We start from the raw sequence: 18,380 nt of genomic DNA on the forward strand, positions 1-18,380 counted from the left end.
GCGAGCGGACCCGGCGCCGCCGAGACCACCATGACGCACCGCGAGATCCTCGAGGCTCTCGCCGGCCTGCTCGCCGCCCTCTTCACGGCGCTGCTGAGCAGCACCATCGTGGCGGTTGCGCTCCCCACGATCATCGCGGACCTGAACGGCACCCAGACCCAGTTCGCGTGGATCATCACCACCGCGCTGCTCGCCAACGCCGCCTCGACGCCCATCTGGGGCAAGCTCGCCGACCTGTTCAACAAGAAGCTGCTGGTGCAGACGGCGATCGTCGTCTTCGTGGCCGGCTCGATCCTCGCCGGCTTCGCCACCAACGTGCCCGTCCTGCTCGCCGCCCGCGTGATCCAGGGCATCGGCATGGGCGGTCTCACCGCGCTCGTCGTCGCGGTCATCGGCAGCATCATCCCGCCCCGCGAACGCGGCCGGTACTCCGGCTACATGGGTGCGGTGATGGCCGTGTCGATGTCGGGCGGACCGATCCTCGGCGGCATCATCGTCGACAGCCCGCTCGGCTGGCGCTGGTGCTTCTTCATCTCGATCCCGATCGCCGTCGTCGCCCTGTGGCTGCTGCAGCGCACCCTGCACCTCGTGACCGAACGCAAGCAGAACGTGAGCATCGACTGGCTGGGCGCCACCCTGCTGACCGCCGGTGTCAGCGTCCTGCTGATCTGGGTGTCGTTCGCCGGCAAGGCCGGCTACTACGAGTGGCTGTCGTGGGAGACCCTCGCGTACGTCGGCGCCGGCGTCGGACTGCTCGCCGCCACCGTCGTGGTCGAATCCAAGGTCGCCGACCCGATCATCCCGCTGAAGATCGTCACCGAACGCACCACCGCGCTCGCGATCATCGCGTCCGTCGCCGTCGGCGTCGGGATGTTCGGTGCCACCGCGTTCCTCGGCCAGTACTTCCAGACGGCCCGCGGCTACAGCCCGACGGCCGCCGGCCTGCTCACCATCCCGATGGTGCTCGGAATGCTGTTCGCCTCGGTGGTCTCCGGCCAGCTGATCACCCGCTTCGGCCGGTGGAAGCCGTTCCTGGTGCTCGGCGCCGTACTGCAGGTGATCGGTTTCGGGCTGCTCGGGTTCCTCGACCACGCCACCCCGATGGGGCTGATCGGGGTCTACATCGCGATCGTCGGCCTCGGCACCGGCATGCTCATGCAGAACCTGGTGCTCGCCGTGCAGAACACCGTCAGCGTCCGCAACATCGGAGCCGCGAGCAGCTCGGTCGCGTTCTTCCGTACCTTCGGCGGCGCGATCGGTGTGTCCGTGCTCGGATCGATCCTCGCCACACGCGTGACGGCGCTGTCCGCGGACGGCTTCGCCGACCTCGGCATCGACACCGGCTCGGCCGGCGGCGGAGGCAACCTCGACCTCGCGGCCCTGCCCGAACCGGTCGCGGAGATCATCCGCCACGCCTACGGCGACGCCACCGGCCTGCTGTTCCTCGTCGCCGCGATCATCGCGCTGGTCACCGTCGCGGCGGTCGCGTTCATCCCGAACCGCCCGCTGCGCAAGACCATCGACATCGTCACCGAGGAGAAGGTGCCCGCGCCGGCGGAGCACTGATCAGGACCGGCGGTTGTACAACCACATCGTCGCCGGCCCGAACAGCACGATCAGCGCCGCGCACCACGCGAACACGATCGCGAGGTGCGCGGCGTCCGGCGTGCCCGCCGTCAGATCCCGGATGGCGGTGACGAGCCGGCTGATGGGATTGACCGTCACGAAGCCCTGCAGCCAGCTCGGCATCGTTGCGGGGTCGACGAACACGTTCGACGCGAAGGTGAGCGGGAACAGGATGGTCATGGACACACCCATCACCGCCTGCTCGGTGCGCAGCAGCATCGCCAGCATCGTCCAGACCCACGAGAGACTGAACGCGAACAGCAGCACGAGCGCCACCGACCCGATCGTGCCGATCGGGCCGCCCGTGGGCCGGAACCCGAGCATCATCCCGAGGGCCAGCACGATCACCGACGCCAGCGTGTAGCGGGCGAGATCACCGAACAACGCGCCGACGAGGGGAGCGGGCCGCCACACCGGCATCGAGCGGAACCGGTCGAACACGCCCTTCTCGATGTCGCGGTTGAGCGTCATGCCCGTGTACATCGTGATGGTGCACACCGTCTGCACCAGGATGCCGGGGATCAGGAACTGCACGTACGCGGTGGTCGAACCGGCCAGCGCCCCGCCGAACAGGTACGTGAACAGCAGCGTGAACATCAGCGGGAAGACGGTCACGTCGAACAACTGCTCGGGAACGTGCTTGATCCGCAGCAGTGCCCGCCACCCGAACGACAGCGACGCGGCGAACGCGGACGCCGGCGTCGGACGCGGCCCGGGGACATGGAGGACGTCCACGACGGCGGCGGGGGTGCCCGCCCGTCGGTCGGCGGTCGAGGTCACGACGCGATCTCCTCGTCTTCGTCGGGAATTTCCGTGGGATGGCCGGTGAGCGCGAGAAAGACCTCGTCCAGGCTCGGCTGCCCGAGGGCGAACGTCGTGACCGGAATGTCCGCCGCGGCGAGGGCCGTCAGCGCCCCCGCCGCGGCCCGCGGATCGTCCACCCGCGCGGTCAGCGCGGCCGGATCGGACGCGGCCGTCACCGCCACCCCCAGCGCGGCGCCCAGCACCGCCGCCGCCTCGTCCCGGCGCGCGGGATCGACCACCCGCACGTGCAGCGAACCCGACCCGACGGACGCCTTGAGCTCGCCCGGGGTGCCCTCGGCGATCACCCGGCCACGGTCGATGACCGCGACCCGGTCGGCGAGCTGGTCCGCCTCGTCGAGGTACTGCGTCGTCAGCAGCACCGTCGTCCCCGCGGCCACGAGCGCCCGCACGATCTCCCACACCTGGTTGCGGCTGCGCGGGTCGAGCCCCGTCGTCGGCTCGTCCAGGAAGATCAGTTCGGGAGCGACGATGATGCTCGCGGCGATGTCGAGGCGCCGCCGCATGCCCCCCGAGTACAGCTTCACCTGACGGCCCGCGGCCGGCTCCAGATCGAACGCCGCCAGCAGCTGTCCGGCCCGGGACCGGGCACCCGCCCTGGAGAAGCCCAGCAGCCGGGCGAGCAGTACCAGGTTTTCCGCGCCGGTCAGATCCTCGTCGAGCGACGCGAACTGGCCGGTGAGCGAGACCCGGCGCCGCACCAGCTCGGGCTGAAGACGCACGTCGTGCCCGAGTACGGTCGCGGTCCCGCCGTCCGGTGCGAGCAGGGTGGCCAGCATCCGGATCGTGGTCGTCTTCCCGGCGCCGTTCGGGCCGAGGACGCCGTAGACGCCGCCGGCGGGGACGGCGAGGTCGATTCCGGCCACGGCGGTCTCCGCGCCGAATCGCTTGATCAAGCCCGAGGTCTCGATGGCCAGTGCAGGGGGCATGGGTCCAGCCTCGCCCACGGTGCCGGGCCCGGCAATCGGTTTTGTCGGATTCGACCGGCCTGGGGTCGCCCCGCGCAGTGCCCACCCCGCTCGGCGGGGCCCGGCGTGCCACACCGGCGCCACCGTGGGCGACGTCACATCATCGGCATAATGAGGTGAGGGACACGGTGTGAGACGGGGCGGCGGCACGACGAAGCGAGTCGACCACCTCCGACGCTCCGTAGACTGGGTGGAACCGCTCGCGCGGAGACGCGCGAGTCCGAGCCGGAGGGAGCAATTCCAGTTGGGTGTCCTGTCCCGCATCGAGTCGCCCGAGGACCTGCGTCGGCTCAGCCAGCCGGAGATCAGGGAACTCGCCGGGGAGATCCGGCAGTTCCTAGTCGAGAAGGTGGCGGCGACCGGGGGACACCTCGGCCCCAACCTCGGCGTCGTCGAACTGACCATCGCCATGCACCGGGTCTTCGACTCCCCCCACGACCCGATCATCTTCGACACCGGGCATCAGGCGTACGTCCACAAGATCCTGACCGGTCGTAAGGACGGCTTCGACACGCTGCGCAAGCCGGGCGGCCTGTCGGGCTACCCCTGCCGCGCCGAGAGCGAGCACGACTGGGTCGAGTCCTCGCACGCCTCGGCCGCCCTGTCCTACGCCGACGGCCTCGCCAAGGCCTACGAGCTGTCGGACCAGCAGGACCGGACCGTGGTCGCCGTGGTCGGCGACGGCGCGCTCACCGGCGGGATGTGCTGGGAGGCGCTGAACAACATCGCGGCCGGCAAGGACCGGCGGCTCGTGATCGTCGTCAACGACAACGGCCGCTCCTATGCCCCCACCATCGGCGGACTGGCCGAGCACCTCGCGGCGCTGCGGCTGCAGCCCGGCTACGAGCGTGTCCTCGACAACGGCCGCCGCTTCGTGAAGCGGCTGCCGTGGATCGGTGCGGCCGCGTACTCCGTGCTGCACGGGATGAAGGTCGGCATCAAGGACGCGGTCAGCCCGCAGGTGTTGTTCACCGACCTCGGCCTGAAGTACCTCGGACCGGTCGACGGCCACGACGAGGCCGCTCTCGAGGCCGCCCTCCGCCGCGCCAAGTCGTTCGGCGGACCGGTGATCGTGCACGCCGTCACCCGCAAGGGCGCCGGGTACGCCCCGGCCGAGAACCATGTCGCCGATCAGATGCATGCCACCGGTGTCATCGACCCGGTCACCGGCCGCGCCACCGCGGCGGCGTCGGCTCCGGACTGGACGTCGGTGTTCTCCGACGAACTGCTCGTGCAGGGCGGCCGCCGCGAGGACGTCGTGGCGATCACCGCGGCGATGCCGGGACCGACCGGGCTGTCGGCCTTCGGCGAACGCTACCCCGACCGGATGTTCGACGTCGGCATCGCCGAGCAGCACGCCGTCACCTCCGCCGCCGGCCTCGCGCTCGGCGGAATGCACCCGGTGGTCGCGGTGTACTCGACGTTCCTCAACCGCGCCTTCGACCAGTTGCTGATGGACGTGGCGCTGCTGAGGCTGCCCGTGACCGTGGTGCTCGACCGGGCCGGCATCACCGGCGCCGACGGCGCCAGCCACAACGGTATGTGGGACTTCTCCCTGCTCGGCGTGATCCCGGGGATCCGGGTGGCGTCGCCGCGCGACGGCGCGACCCTGCGCGAGGAGTTCGGCGAGGCGCTCGCCATCGCCGACGGCCCGACCGTACTGCGGTTCCCGAAGGGCGCGGTCGGCCCCGACATCCCTGCGGTGGAGCGCATCGACGGCACCGTCGACGTGCTGCGGATGCCGTCCGAGTGTCGCGGTGACGTGCTGATCGTCGCGGTCGGCGCGTTTGCGGGCCTGGCGCTCGACGCAGCGGAGCGGCTCGAGCAGCACGGCCTCACCGCCGCCGTCGTCGACCCGCGCTGGGTGCTGCCCGTCCCGGCGGCCCTCGCCCGGCTGGCGCGGGACTTCCGGCTCGTCGTCACCGTGGAGGACGGCGGCATGCACGGCGGTGTGGGTTCGGCGGTCTCGTCGGCCCTGCGGGCGGCCGGGGTCGACGTTCCCACCCGTGAACTCGGTGTGCCGCAACGGTTCCTGGATCATGCGTCGCGGGAACAGATCCATCGTGAGCTGGGGCTGACCGCGCAGGACGTCGCGCGTCAGGTGACCGGCTGGGTCGTCGGGCTCGGTGCCGCGCAGAAGGCGGAGCAGGCCGTGGACGGGACCGCCGGGGAGGAGTCCGCGGGCGACGTCGTCGCTCAGCCGGCTTCCTCGAGGGTCCGTCCGCGTGTCTCGGGCACGAACTTGATCACCACCAGCAGAGACAGCGCGGCCATCACCGCGTAGCCGGCATAGGTGAACGACAGGTTCCAGTCCGCCAGCGCCGGGAACGTCGCGGACACGAGGAAGTTCGCGATCCAGTTGGAGGCGGTCGCGATGCCGACGGCGACGGCACGCACCCGGTTCGGGAACATCTCGCTGATGAGGACCCACACCACCGGACCCCACGACAGGGCGAAGAAGAACACGAAGGCGTTGGCCGCGAGCAGGGCGATCATGCCGTAGGTGTCGGACAGCGTCGCGACCTTCTCCCCGTCCTCGTTGACGACGAAGGTCGCCGAGTGGAAGCACACGGCGGCGGTGCCCAGCGACGCCGCCATCCCGACGGATCCGACGAGCAGGAGCGGCTTGCGGCCGATCTTGTCGATCACCGCGATGGCCACGAAGGTACCGACGATGTTGACCAGTGCGCTGACGACGCTGATGAGCAGGGACCGGTCCTCGCCGAATCCGACCGCCTGCCACAGCGTCGACGAGTAGTAGAAGATCACGTTGATGCCCACGAACTGCTGCAGCGCGGCCAGGGCGATGCCCACGTAGATCAGCGCAGCCACGCCCAGCCGCCGGGAGAACACGTCCCGCACACCCGGCCGGGCGGACTCGAGGTGCAGGGTCTCGCGGATTGTGGCGATCCGCTCGGCGACGGCGACCTCGTCGCCGCCCTCGACCGTGGCGATGATGCGGCGCGCGGTGTCCTCCCGGCCGATCCGCACCAGGTACCGCGGCGATTCGGGGATCGGGAAGGTCATGATCAGGTACAGGGTCGCGGGGACCGCGCCGAGGGCGAGCATCCACTGCCAGGCCTCGATGCCGAGCAGCTCTTCGCGGGCCCCGCCGGCGGCCGCGGCGAGGGCGTAGTTGACGAGCTGGGAGACGGCGATGCCGAGGACGATCGCGAGCTGGTACATCGAGCCGAGTCGGCCACGTATGGCGGCGGGCGAGATCTCGGCGATGTAGGCCGGGGCGATGACCGAGGCGAAGCCGACGCCCACGCCACCTATGGTGCGCCAGAACGTCAGGTCGTAGATGCTGAAGGGGAACGCCGACCCGAGTGCGCCGACAAGGAACAGGACCGCGGCGATCTGCATGACCCGGATCCGGCCCAGCCGATCGGCGATGCTGCCGGCGATCCACGCACCGAGCGCCGCACCGACCAGCGTCAGCGACACGGACAGGCCGATGGCCCCGGCGCCGACCTCGTAGCGCTCGCGGATGGCGCCGACGGCGCCGTTGATGACGGCGGTGTCGTATCCGAACAGGAATCCGCCGAGCGCGGCCACGGCGGCGAACAGCACCGCGCGGGCCACCGTGTGCTGCTGCTCGATCCTCGAATGGGGGAGGTGGGAACTGTCGGTCACAGGCTGGACGGTACGCCTGACACCGCGTCGGGGGGGCCGCTTCGGTGGGCACCGTGGCCGGGGTGATACGCACGGACGCGCCCCGGGGCCCACGACGGTTGCGCGGGTCCCGGGGCGCCGTGCGGAGCTACCGGTTCGTCAGACGCCGGCCACGCCGGGGGCGAGGAAGCGTGTGCCGTTGACGGCCTCCGAGGTGCCGGTGCGATCCAGGTACGGCGTGATGCCGCCGTTCCAGAATCCGAAGCCGCCGCCGAGGATCAGGCACAGGTCGATGTCCTCGGGGGCGGCGACCACGCCCTCCTCGAGCATGATCCGGATCTCCTCGGCGAAGGCGCGACGGGTCCGCTCGAGCACCTCCTCGGCGGTGGAGGGCTTGTCGCCCTGCGGCCACAGCGCCGCGACCTCCGGGTCGACGACCTGCTTGCCGTCCGCGTACGTCCACACGCCCGGCTTGCGGGCCTCGACGAGCGCCTCGAGTCCGGGGGAGGACACGAAGCGGTCGGGGTAGGCGGCCTGCAGGGTCTCGCCGGTGTGCAGCGCGACGGCCGGGCCGACGAGTGCGAGCAGCGTGAAAGGGCTCATCGGCATGCCCAGCTCGCCGACGGCGTTGTCCGCGACCTCGAACGGGGTGCCCTCGTCCACGGCGGTCATCACCTCGCCGAGGGTGCGGGTGACGAGCCGGTTGAACACGAAGCCCGGCAGGTCCCCGCACAGCACGGCCGACTTCTTCAGCGCCTTGGCGGTGGCGAAGGCCGTCGCGAGGGTCGCGTCGTCCGTCTGCGCGCCCCTGATGATCTCGAGCAACGGGAGCACGGCGACGGGGTTGAAGAAGTGGAAGCCGACGACGCGCTCGGGGTGCTTCAGGTCCGCGGCCATCGTGGTGATCGACAGCGACGACGTGTTGGTCGCCAGGACGGTTTCCGGCGAGACGTACTGCTCGATCTCGGCGAACACCTGCTTCTTGACGTCCATGTTCTCGAACACGGCCTCGATGACGAAGTCGGTGTTCGCGAACGCGGCCTTGTCGAGGGAGCCCGACACGAGCGCCTTGAGGCGGTTCGCGGCGTCGGGCGAGAGCCGGCCCTTGCCCTGCAGCTTGTCGATCTCGGTGTGCACGTAGCCCACACCCTTGTCGATGCGCTCGGAGTCGACGTCGGTGAGGATCACCGGCACCTGCAGCTGGCGCACGAACAGCAGCGCGAGCTGGCTGGCCATCAGGCCCGCCCCGACGATGCCGACGCCGGTGACCTTGCGGGCCAGGGACTTGTCCGGCGCACCGGCGGGACGCTTGGCACGCTTGTTGACCAGGTCGAAGGCGTAGAGCCCGGCCCGCAGCTCGTCGGACATCAGCAGGTCGGCCAGCGCCTCGTCCTCGGCGGCGAAGCCCTTCGACAGCGACTCGGGATCGGCGATGTCGGTGTTACGGGCCAGCTCGAGCAGCTCGACCGCCCGGGCCGCTCCGGGCGCGAAGCCGCGGGTCTTGGCCGCGACGAGCGCCTTCGCGCGGCCGAGCGCCGCGTCCCAGCCGGCGCCGCGGTCGATCTCGGGGCGGGCCGGGGTGATGTCCCCGGCGAGGACCTTCGCAGCCCAGGCGAGGGACTGCTCGAGGAAGTCGGCCGAGCCGAACACCGCGTCGGCCAGGCCGAGTTCGGCGGCCTGCTTCGCGCGGATGACCTTGCCGTTGTTGAGCGGGTTCTCGAGGATCAGCGTCACCGCGTGGTCGGGCCCGATCAGGTTCGGCAGCAGCTGGGTGCCACCCCAGCCGGGGACCAGACCCAGCATCGTCTCGGGCAGGCCGAGCGCCGGCACGTTGTCGGCGTAGGTCCGGTAGTGGCAGTGCAGCCCGACCTCGAGGCCGCCGCCGAGGGCGAGGCCGCCCACGAAGGCGAACGTCGGCACCTGCGAGTCGCGCAGGCGGCGGAACACGCGGTGGCCGAGGCGGCCCAGCTCGAGCCCCTGCTCGCGGCTGGTGATCGAGGGAACGCCCTTCAGGTCGGCGCCGGCGGCGAAGATGAACGGCTTGCCGGTGACCGCGACAGCAGCGGGGTTCGCGGCGAAGGCCTCGTCGAGGGCCTTGTCGAAGGCCTCGAGGCCGGCGGGGCCGAACGAGTTCGGCTTGGTGTGGTCGAACCCGTTGTCGAGGGTGATCAGCGCGACGGGGCCGTCGATGCCGGGCACCTCGACGAGCTTGGTGTAGGCGTTCGTGACGACCTCGTCGGCGAACAGGGACGAAAGCTCGCTCATGACTACTTGTCTCCCTCGAAGTTGGGGTTCTCCCAGATCACCGTGCCGCCCATGCCGAGGCCGATGCACATCGTGGTCAGGCCGTAGCGCACCTCGGGGTGCCGGGCGAACTGCCGGGAGAGCTGGGTCATCAGGCGCACGCCGGACGACGCGAGCGGGTGGCCGCAGGCGATGGCGCCGCCCCACTGGTTGACCCGCGGGTCGTCGTCGTCGATGCCGAAGTGTTCGAGGAACGCGAGCACCTGCACGGCGAAGGCCTCGTTGATCTCGAACAGACCGATGTCGTCGATGGTCAGGCCGGTGCGGGCGAGAACCTTCTCGGTCGCCGGCACCGGGCCGATGCCCATCAGGGCCGGGTCGACGCCCTGGAAGGCGAAGCCGACCATGCGCATGCCGATCTGCAGACCGAGTTCGCGGGCGGTGTCCTCGCCGGCGAGGAGGCAGGCCGTCGCGCCGTCGTTGAGGCCGGCGGCGTTGCCGGCGGTGATGCGGCCGGCGGGGCGGAACGGCGTCTTGAGCTTCGCGAGATCCTCGAGCGTGGTGCCCGGGCGCGGCGGCTCGTCCTCGGTGGCCAGGCCCCAGCCGGTCGCCGACCGGGTGGCGACGGGCACGAGGGTCTCGGCGATGTAGCCGGCCTTCTTCGCGGCGTCGAACTTGTTCTGGCTGGCGACGGCGTAGGCGTCGGTGCGGGCCTTGGTGATACCGGGGAACCGGTCGTGCAGGTTCTCGGCGGTGTTGCCCATCACCAGGGCGCTGGGGTCGACGAGTTTGTCGGCGAGGAACCGGGGGTTCGGATCGGCGCCCTGACCCATCGGGTGGCGGCCCATGTGCTCGACGCCGCCGGCGATCACCACGTCGTACTGACCGAAGCCGATTCCGGAGGCGGTGGTGGTGACTGCGGTCATCGCGCCGGCGCACATGCGGTCGATCGCGAAGCCCGGCACGGTCTCCGGTAGGCCGGCGAGGATCGCGGCAGTGCGGCCGATGGTCAGGCCCTGGTCGCCGGTCTGGGTGGTCGCGGCGACGGCGACCTCGTCGATGCGCGCGGGGTCGAGCTGCGGGTTGCGGCGCAGCAGCTCCCGGATGGTCTTGACGACGAGGTCGTCGGCGCGGGTCTCCGCGTAGATGCCCTTCGGGCCCGCTTTCCCGAACGGGGTGCGTACGCCGTCGACGAAGACGACATTGCGTTGAGTTGTGGTGGTTGACGCCACGCGTATTCCTCCCGATGGAGCGATGCTCGCCGACGCCGGCGAGGCCAGGGTTCCGGGAACATCCCGGCGCCGGGCAGCCCGGACGCCAGCGTGTTACCGACCAGTAACTTACCATCCGCGCCGGGCGTCACCGGAGGGGTGCGCGCGCCGGGCAGCCACCGGTCTCACCGGCGGTCTGGGCGTCCTGCGGCGAGGCCGGTGGTCGCCGGGGTTGCGGGGCGCGCTCGTGACCATCAGGGGAACTCGCCGCGCTGGTCCCGAGTACGTGGCTCTGAACAGCGGGTATGCGGAAGCGCTCGACACCGAGGCGGTGGCGAATGCAGGGATCGGGCGTGACGCGACCGTGGGTCCGCGGGCCGGGACGGTGGGAACGGGTCAGTCCGCGGTCAGCGCCTTCGCCAGGCGCGGCGCCGTCAGCTCCCGCTGCCAGGGCCGTGCCCCGTCGGTGGCGAACCGTTCCTCGATGTACGCGACGACGTCGGTCTCCGCCGACACCCGCCACTCCCAGCACAACCGGCGCACCAGTTCGGGGCCGACGAGATTCTCCACCGGCACCTGGACCTGCTCGCTGAGCTCGGCGAGCGCGGCACGGGCCGCGGTGAGCCGCGCGGCGGCGTCGGGATCGTGCCGGGCCCAGCGGTTGGCCGGCGGCGGGCCGGTGAACGGCTGTGTAACGGGTGGCAGCTCCGATTTCGGCAGCGCCCGGGCCCGCTCGATCGCTCCCAGCCACACCCGCGACGACCGGCGCTGCCGCGGCCCCCCGAAGACCGGCAGGGCGCGCAGCTCGTCGACGGTACGGGGGGCGGCCTCGGCTGCGGCGACGATCGCGGAGTCCGGCAGCACCCGGCCCGGGGCGATGTCCCGGCGTGCCGCGAGTTCGTCTCGCGCCGTCCACAGCTCGCGCACGATCGCGAGCCGCCGCGGATCCTTGAGGGTGTGGATGCGGGAGGTGCGGCGCCAGCGGTCGGGCTTGGGGGCCGGAGGCCCGGCGCGACGGATGTGCTCGAACTCCTGCGCGGCCCACTCCGACTTACCCTGCTGCTCGAGCTCGGCCGCCATCGCGTCCCGCAGCTCGACGAGGATCTCGACGTCGAGAGCCGCATAGTTCAGCCAGGCGTCGGGGAGCGGCCGGGTGGACCAGTCGGCCGCCCCGTGGCCCTTGCGCAGCTCGAAACCGAGGGTGCGTTCGACGATGGCGGCCAGCCCCACCCGATCGAAGCCGGCGAGACGCCCGGCCAGTTCGGTGTCGTAGAGCACCGCGGGCCGCAGGCCCAGCTCGTCGAGGCCGGGCAGGTCCTGGTCGGCGGAGTGCAGCACCCACTCGAGATCGTTGATCGCCGCCGCGAGCGGCGCGAGCGCGTCGGCCGTCGGGATCGGGTCGAGCAGCACCGTGCCGGCGCCGGCGCGACGCAGCTGCACCAGATAGGCGCGCGCGGAGTACCGGAAGCCCGAAGCCCGCTCGGCGTCGACGGCGAGCGGCCCGCTGCCCGCGGCGAGCGCTTCCGCCGCCGCGGCCACCCCGGCTGCCGTGGTGACGACCTCGGGGACGCCGTCACGCGGGGTCAGCAGCGGGACCGTCGCCCCTGCGGGCTCGTGTTCGTTGGCTACCGACATGGTTCGTGACTCTATCCGGGTGGCGGTGGTCTGGGCGTCGACCCGGTCAACCGCGCGGTCGACGTGCCGATTCCCGGTGTGACGAGTGGCACACGACCGCGCGGGCTGCTGCGCGGATTCTACGGTGCGGTGTCGAGTTCGTCGAGCGCCGAAGGGAAGGCGTCGACGAGCGCCCAGACGTCGGGAACAAGTTCGGGGCACGTGAGCACGCCGACATCGAGCGCGCCGTCCAACGACATCACGGTGATGTTGAGTCCGACCCCGTGGAAGATCGGTCCCAGCGGGTACATGGCCCGGATCCGGGCCCCGAGGAAGTACAGGGGCATCGCAGGGCCGGGCACGTTCGAGACCACCAGGTTGTGGACCACGGGGTGGCGTTCCGCGAGCCGCAGCGACGCGTACGTGCGCATCGCTGCGCCGAACACCGCGGGCGCCATGAACTGCGTCCAGTCCTGCAGCAGGCTTGCGCCCAGGGCCGAATTATGTTCTTTGGCACAGGCATTCGCATCCGCGATCGCGTGCAGTCGCTCGATCGGATCGGCGATGTGGGTGTGCAGGCTCGCGAACATCGGCGAGACCTGGTTGCGTCCGGGCCGGTCCGACTTGCCGTGCACCGACACCGGGACCATGCCGATCAGCGGGGAGTCGGGGAGCTCGTCGCGGTCGGCGAGGTAACGGCGCAGCGCACCGGCGCACACGGCCATGACCACGTCGTTGACCTTCACCCCGTGCTCGTCCTTCACGGACTTGACCCGGCCCAGGTCGAACTGCGCGAATCCGACGCTGCGGTGGCCGGTGATCGTGCCGTTGAAGGAGGTGCGCGGAGCGGTGAACGGTGCCGGCATGGCCTCGCCGCGACGGGCCCGGGTGATCCACCGGGGCACCAGCTCCACGGTCTTGGGCAGCGCCCGCACCAGCTCCAGCGGGCGGGTGGCGACGTTGAACAGGCCGCCGAGGGCGATCCCGAGCGCCGAGCCGCCGCCGGCCCCGTCGGTGACGGGCTCGGGCCGTGGCGCGTCCGGTTCGAGGCTGCACAGCTGCGCCACGAGGTCCGCGCCGGTGACGCCGTCGGCGCCGGCGTGGTGGATCTTCGTCATCACCGCGACCGATCCGTCCTCGAGGCCCTCGATCACCACCATCTCCCACAGCGGCCGGGAGCGGTCGAGCGGCTGTGCGGCGATGTGCCCGCACAGGTCCGCGAGCTCCTCCCGGCGCCCGGGCGCCGGGACCGCGACCCGGTGCAGGTGGCGGTCGAGGTCGAAGTCCGGATCGTCCACCCATACCGGATGGTCGAGGTTGAACGGGCTGTCGGCGATCTTCTGGCGGAACAACGGTACGGCCGTGAGGCGGGCCGCGAGTTCCGCGCGCAGTGCCTCGTAGCGGTACCCGTCCGGAACGGTCGTCGTGTCGAGGACGATCAGTCCGCACACGTGCAGCAGCTGCGTCGGCGTCTCGAGGTACAGGAATCCGGCGTCGAGGCCGCTGAGTCGATGCATGGCCACATTCTAGAACAGGTTCTAGTATCGGCGGGGGAAGCCTGGTCCACCTGCCCGAGCGGGTCTTCGTCGCCCCGGCGGTCCGGAACCCGTTCCCCGGGCGCCGCGACGGGCGCCGGTCAGCTCGGCGCGGCGAGCGGGGCCGGCGGAGCGCCCGGCACCCGGTCGGCCAGCTCCGCGAGAGCGGCCGGGAAGCCGTCGGCCAGCCGCCACAGGTCCGGCAGCAGGTCGGGGCACGACTGCAGACCGAAGTGCAGGCCGCCGTCGAGCGACAGGACGGTGATGTTCAGGCCCGCGCCGTGGTAGATCGGCCCGAACGGGTACAGCGCGGTGATCCGCGCGCCGAGGTAGTACAGCGTGTCCGTCGGCCCGGGGATGTCGGAGACCACGAGATTGTTCAGCACCGGGAGCACGTTGGGCAGCCGCAGCGCCGAATACAACCGCAGGGCCGCCCCGAACGCCGCGCCCGGAGCCACCTGGCCCCAGCTGCCGAGCAGGTCGGGGTCGAAGGTGGCGTGGTGGGCCTTGGCCGCAGTCTCGTCCGCCGCGACGGCGTGCAGCCGCACGACGGGATCGGCGATCTCGGTGTGCAGCCGCCCCATCAGCACCGAAATCTGGTTGCCGGCGTCCCCCCGGGCGCGTCCGTGCACCGAGACCGGGACGGCGGCCACCAGGGGAGAGGCCGGCAGTTCGCCGCGGGCGGCGAGATATCGGCGCAGAACCGAGGCGCACAGGGCCAGCACGACATCGTTGACCGTGACGCCGAACGCGCGCTTGACCGCCTTCACGGCCGCGAAATCCAGCGTCACGAACGCGACGTTGCGACGGCCGGTGACGCGGCGGTTGAACGACGTCCGCGGCGCCGTGAGCGGCACCGCCATCGCCTCCCCTCGCCGCGCCCGGCCCACCCACCGGGGCACCATGGCCGCGCTGGACCGCACCGCGCGGGCGAGGTCCAGCGGCCGGGTGGCGAGATCGGCAACGCCGCCCGCGGCGACGGTCAGGCGGTTCGCCCCACCGACGCCGGGCGACTCGGGCCGCGGTGGCGGGGCGCCGGGTTCGCGGTCGCACAGCTGCGCCAGCAGGGTCGCCCCGGCGAGGCCGTCCACGACGGCGTGGTGGATGCGCGTCAGCACCGCGACCGAGCCGTCGGCCAGTCCCTCGAACACCGCGGTCTCCCACAGCGGCCCGGACCGGTCGAACCGCTGGGCGAAACGCTGCCCACAGAGCACGGCCAGTTCGGCCGCGGTGCCCGGGGGCGGCACGGTGAACCGGCGCACGTGCCGGCCGACGTCGAAATCGGGGTCGTCCACCCACACGGGATGGCCGGGATTGAGCCGGGAGTCGACCACTCGCCGGCGCAGCAGCGGCACCGCCGCAACGCGCGCCTCCAGGTCGGAGCCGAGCCGTTCGAAGGAGTAGCCGCCCGGCACGGTCGAGACGTCGAGCAGGGCCAAGCCGCCGATCTGCACGGGCAGCCCCGGCGAGTCGGTGTAGAGGAGCGCGGCGTCGAGCCCGCTGAGCCGACGCATGCCTCGATCATAGGACCGCGGGGTGCGCCGGTGCACCGCTCTCCGTGCCGTCGGCGACTCGGGACTCGGCGACGGCTCAGTGCTGCAGGCGCGTCACGCCCGCCGGGGGCAGGCCCGCCGCATACGCGAGCACCTCGCAGAACGCCTCCACGTGCGGTCCGAGCTCGCCGGACTGTGCGGTCCACGACGCCCGTAGCTCCAGCTGATGCGCCCGCGCCGGGCCGGCGATGTCGCCGAAGCGCACCGAACTCGTCGACGTCACGGTGCCGCCGAGCGCCGTCAGCGGCTCGCCGTGCGCGTCGAGCGCATCGACCAGCCAGCTCCAGGCCACCTCCGGCAGCAGCGGATCGGCAGCCAGGGTGGCGTCCACGTCGGCCTGGATGTAGGCGACGAGCCGCATGGTGCCGTTCCAGGCCTCGTCGCCCTCCGGGTCGTACAGCAGGATCAGCCTGCCGAACGCGTCGCCCTCCGATTGCTCGGGCACCAGGTCGGTGTCCGGATGGAGCACCTCCGCGCCCAGCGCATAGCTGTACGGAGCCAGCCGCTGCGGCGGCCGGATCGGACCCACCTCGATCTCCGGCCGCACGGTGGCCGCGTTCATCGAGTCGATGGCAGCGCGGAACTGGGCCGGCTCGGCGGGCGAGGTGGTCACGACAGCGGACGTTAGACCGGGTGACCGGGACCACGCGGGAGGCGCGCCGATTCCGGAGGGGTGGCCGGGCGTGGCAGCATGGGCAGCGACCCGTGCCCTTGGACGAACGAGGATCAATGACCGGCCTGGAGAACACGAACGTCGGCTCCACCCCGCGTGTGGATTACCCGACGCGGCGCCAGCTCCCGCAGGCGCCCCTGCTCGCCGCCGCGCGGGGACTCGAGCCGGCGCACCGGCCCGTGTGGTTCATGCGGCAGGCCGGCCGGTCGCTGCCGGAGTACCGCGAGATCCGGGCGAACATCGGCATGCTCGAGTCCTGCTTCGATCCCGAACTGGTCTGCGAGATCACCCTGCAGCCGGTGCGCCGGCACCGGGTGGACGCCGCGATCCTGTTCTCGGACATCGTCGTTCCGCTCAAGGCCGCCGGGATCGACCTCGACATCGTGGCCGGGACCGGACCGGTGATCGCGAACCCCGTGCGCACCGCGGCGGACGTCGCGAAGCTGCCCACCCTCGAACACGACGAGGTCGGTGCCGTCGCACGGGCGGTGGGGCTGCTCACTCGCGAACTCGGCGACGTCCCGCTCATCGGCTTCGCCGGGGCGCCGTTCACCCTCGCCTCCTACCTCGTCGAGGGCGGACCCAGCCGCAACCACGAGCGCACCAAGGCCCTCATGCACGCCGATCCGCGCACCTGGCACGCCCTGCTGGGGCGGCTCGCCGACATCACGATCGCGTTCCTGCAGGCTCAGCTGCACTCCGGCGTCGACGCGATCCAGCTGTTCGACTCGTGGGCCGGCGCGCTGTCGCTGGCCGACTACCGCGAATTCGTGCTGCCCCATTCGGAACGCGTGTTCGCCGAGGTCGAGTCCGCCGGCGTGCCGCGCATCCACTTCGGTGTCGGCACCGGCGAACTGCTCGGCGCCATGGGCGAGGCCGGCGCCGATGTGGTCGGCGTGGACTGGCGGGTGCCGCTCGACGTCGCCGTCACCCGGGTGGGGGCCGGAAAAGCGTTGCAAGGCAATCTCGATCCCGCGATCCTGTTCGCCGGACCCGAGGTGGTCCAGGCCGAGGTGCGCCGCATCGTCGCCGAGGGTGACCGCGCCCGCGCCGCGGGGGCGACCGGGCACATCTTCAACCTCGGGCACGGCGTCCTGCCCGACACCGATCCGGACGTCCTCACCGCCGTCGTCGAACTGGTGCACTCGCTGTGAGCGGTGCAGGAGCACCGAGCGTCGCCGTCGTCGGCGGCGGCATCACCGGGCTCGTCGCGGCGTACCGGTTGCGTCGCCTGCTCGGCGCGCACGCCCGGATCGTCCTCCTCGAGGGCTCCGAGCGGCTCGGCGGGAAGCTGCGCACCGTGCCGCTCGCCGGGGATCCGGTCGATGTGGGGGCGGAGGCGTTCATCGGCCGCCGCCCCGAGGTCCCCGCGCTGCTCGAGGAGCTGGGCCTGAGTGACCAGCTCGTGCACCCGTCCGGGGCCCGGCCGCTGATCTACGCCGGTGCCGCGCTGCATCCGCTGCCCAGCGGCACCTTGATGGGGATCCCCGCCGACGCCGGGTCGCTGACCGGTCTCGTCGACGCCGACACCCTTGCGCGGATAGCGGCCGAGCCCACCGTCCCGCTGTACTGGGACCGCGCCGGCGACGTCTCGGTGGCCGACCTGGTCGCCGACCGGTTCGGCGAGCAGGTGGTGCGCCGCTCCGTCGACCCCCTTCTCGGCGGCGTCTACTCCGGGCTCTCCGACACCGCGGGCGTGCGGGCCACCCTGCCGACCCTGGCCGCAGCCCTCGACGCGGGTGCCCCGAGCCTGAGCGAGGCGGTCACCCGTGCGCTGCCGGAGCCCTCGGACGCGCCGGTGTTCGGCACCCTGCGCGACGGCTACGGCACGCTGCTCGACGCGCTGGAGAAGGCCGCCGACGCCGAGATCCGGCACGCCGCCGCGAGCGGTCTGCGCCGCGCCGGCGGCCGCTGGAACCTCGACCCGATCGGACCCGTCGACGGTGTCGTACTCGCGGTGCCGGCCGACCGTGCCGCCGAGCTGCTCGCCGACGCCGTCCCGGCGGCGGCCGCGCAGGCGTCCCGGATCCCGCTCGCCTCGTCCGCGGTGGTGGCGCTGGCACTGCCGAGCGGTGCCGCGTTGCCGCAGAACTCCGGGATCCTCGTCGCCACCGGTGAGGACCTGTCCGCCAAGGCGTTCACCCTGTCGAGCCGCAAGTGGCCCCACCTGGCCGGGCGCGACGTCGCGCTGGCCCGCGCGTCGTTCGGCCGTTACGGCGAAGCCGCGATCGTCGACGCCCCCGACGACGAGCTGATCGCCCGCGCTCGCGCCGACCTCGCCACCGTCACCGGGGTCACCGACGAGCCCGTGGCCACGTTCGTCCAGCGCTGGCACGGCGGCCTGCCCCAGTACCGGGCCGGGCACCTCGACGTGGTCGCCGTCCTCGAGGACGCGATCGCTACCGTCGACGGCCTCGAGGTCGCCGGCGCGATGCTTCACGGCGTCGGAGTCCCCGCCTGTGTCGCATCAGGCACGACGGCCGCGACGCGGCTCGCTACGCGAGTGGCAGGATGAGCGG

At 71.9% G+C, this 18,380-nt stretch carries 13 protein-coding genes; 4 read left to right on the forward strand and 9 right to left on the reverse strand.

Annotated features, from left to right (window positions below):
* The first annotated feature begins 30 nt into the window (after positions 1–30).
* Positions 31–1,566 carry an MFS transporter gene (locus AIIKEEIJ_RS17020; RefSeq protein ID WP_161996215.1) on the forward strand — a complete coding sequence of 512 codons (1,536 nt, stop codon included), beginning with the start codon at positions 31–33 and terminating at the stop codon, positions 1,564–1,566.
* On the opposite strand, the gene AIIKEEIJ_RS17025 is transcribed toward AIIKEEIJ_RS17020, so the two are convergent.
* Together AIIKEEIJ_RS17025 and AIIKEEIJ_RS17030 are read right to left on the reverse strand one after the other, a co-directional pair.
* On the reverse strand, positions 1,567–2,406 hold the full coding sequence (locus AIIKEEIJ_RS17025) for an ABC transporter permease (protein WP_006938118.1): 840 nt from the start codon (positions 2,404–2,406) through the stop codon (positions 1,567–1,569).
* Positions 2,403–3,377: a daunorubicin resistance protein DrrA family ABC transporter ATP-binding protein gene (locus AIIKEEIJ_RS17030; protein ID WP_029543429.1), complete on the reverse strand. Its 975-nt coding sequence runs from the start codon at positions 3,375–3,377 to the stop codon at positions 2,403–2,405. The genes AIIKEEIJ_RS17025 and AIIKEEIJ_RS17030 overlap by 4 nt, the downstream gene beginning before the upstream one ends.
* 283 nt (positions 3,378–3,660) lie before the next feature.
* On the opposite strand from AIIKEEIJ_RS17030, the gene dxs reads away from it, so the two are divergent.
* Positions 3,661–5,700 carry a 1-deoxy-D-xylulose-5-phosphate synthase gene (gene dxs, locus AIIKEEIJ_RS17035; protein WP_238406445.1) on the forward strand — a complete coding sequence of 680 codons (2,040 nt, stop codon included), beginning with the start codon at positions 3,661–3,663 and terminating at the stop codon, positions 5,698–5,700.
* Here the strand turns inward: dxs and AIIKEEIJ_RS17040 are convergent.
* The 7 genes from AIIKEEIJ_RS17040 to AIIKEEIJ_RS17070 form a co-directional block, all read right to left on the reverse strand.
* Positions 5,613–7,052, reverse strand: coding sequence for a sugar porter family MFS transporter (locus AIIKEEIJ_RS17040; RefSeq protein ID WP_161996207.1), 1,440 nt, complete (start codon positions 7,050–7,052; stop codon positions 5,613–5,615). The two genes, dxs and AIIKEEIJ_RS17040, sit on opposite strands and share 88 nt — an antisense overlap.
* A 138-nt stretch (positions 7,053–7,190) precedes the next feature.
* A complete protein-coding gene (locus AIIKEEIJ_RS17045) occupies positions 7,191–9,296 on the reverse strand; it encodes a 3-hydroxyacyl-CoA dehydrogenase NAD-binding domain-containing protein (protein ID WP_006938096.1) in 2,106 nt (701 codons plus the stop codon).
* Between the two features lie 2 nt (positions 9,297–9,298).
* A complete protein-coding gene (locus AIIKEEIJ_RS17050) occupies positions 9,299–10,507 on the reverse strand; it encodes an acetyl-CoA C-acyltransferase (RefSeq protein ID WP_161996208.1) in 1,209 nt (402 codons plus the stop codon).
* Between the two features lie 375 nt (positions 10,508–10,882).
* Positions 10,883–12,121 carry an HRDC domain-containing protein gene (locus tag AIIKEEIJ_RS17055; RefSeq protein ID WP_161996209.1) on the reverse strand — a complete coding sequence of 413 codons (1,239 nt, stop codon included), beginning with the start codon at positions 12,119–12,121 and terminating at the stop codon, positions 10,883–10,885.
* Between the two features lie 119 nt (positions 12,122–12,240).
* Entirely contained in the window at positions 12,241–13,617 is a 1,377-nt protein-coding gene (locus AIIKEEIJ_RS17060) for a wax ester/triacylglycerol synthase family O-acyltransferase (protein ID WP_161996210.1), read from the reverse strand.
* 119 nt (positions 13,618–13,736) lie between these two features.
* Positions 13,737–15,149 carry a WS/DGAT/MGAT family O-acyltransferase gene (locus AIIKEEIJ_RS17065; RefSeq protein ID WP_029543440.1) on the reverse strand — a complete coding sequence of 471 codons (1,413 nt, stop codon included), beginning with the start codon at positions 15,147–15,149 and terminating at the stop codon, positions 13,737–13,739.
* 76 nt (positions 15,150–15,225) lie between these two features.
* On the reverse strand, positions 15,226–15,801 hold the full coding sequence (locus AIIKEEIJ_RS17070; RefSeq protein ID WP_006938090.1) for a DUF3000 domain-containing protein: 576 nt from the start codon (positions 15,799–15,801) through the stop codon (positions 15,226–15,228).
* 116 nt (positions 15,802–15,917) lie between these two features.
* Here AIIKEEIJ_RS17070 and hemE point away from each other — a divergent pair, with 116 nt between their 5' ends.
* Together hemE and AIIKEEIJ_RS17080 are read left to right on the forward strand one after the other, a co-directional pair.
* Complete coding sequence (hemE, locus tag AIIKEEIJ_RS17075) at positions 15,918–17,015, forward strand: uroporphyrinogen decarboxylase (RefSeq protein WP_043798170.1); 1,098 nt, start codon at positions 15,918–15,920, stop codon at positions 17,013–17,015.
* Positions 17,012–18,376 carry a protoporphyrinogen oxidase gene (locus AIIKEEIJ_RS17080; RefSeq protein ID WP_102799922.1) on the forward strand — a complete coding sequence of 455 codons (1,365 nt, stop codon included), beginning with the start codon at positions 17,012–17,014 and terminating at the stop codon, positions 18,374–18,376. Before hemE ends, AIIKEEIJ_RS17080 begins: the two co-directional genes overlap by 4 nt.
* The last annotated feature ends 4 nt before the right edge of the window (positions 18,377–18,380 follow it).

Origin of the sequence: Rhodococcus sp. YH1, assembly GCF_009939605.1 — a bacterium.
Taxonomy (GTDB): Bacteria; Actinomycetota; Actinomycetes; order Mycobacteriales; family Mycobacteriaceae; genus Rhodococcus; species Rhodococcus aetherivorans.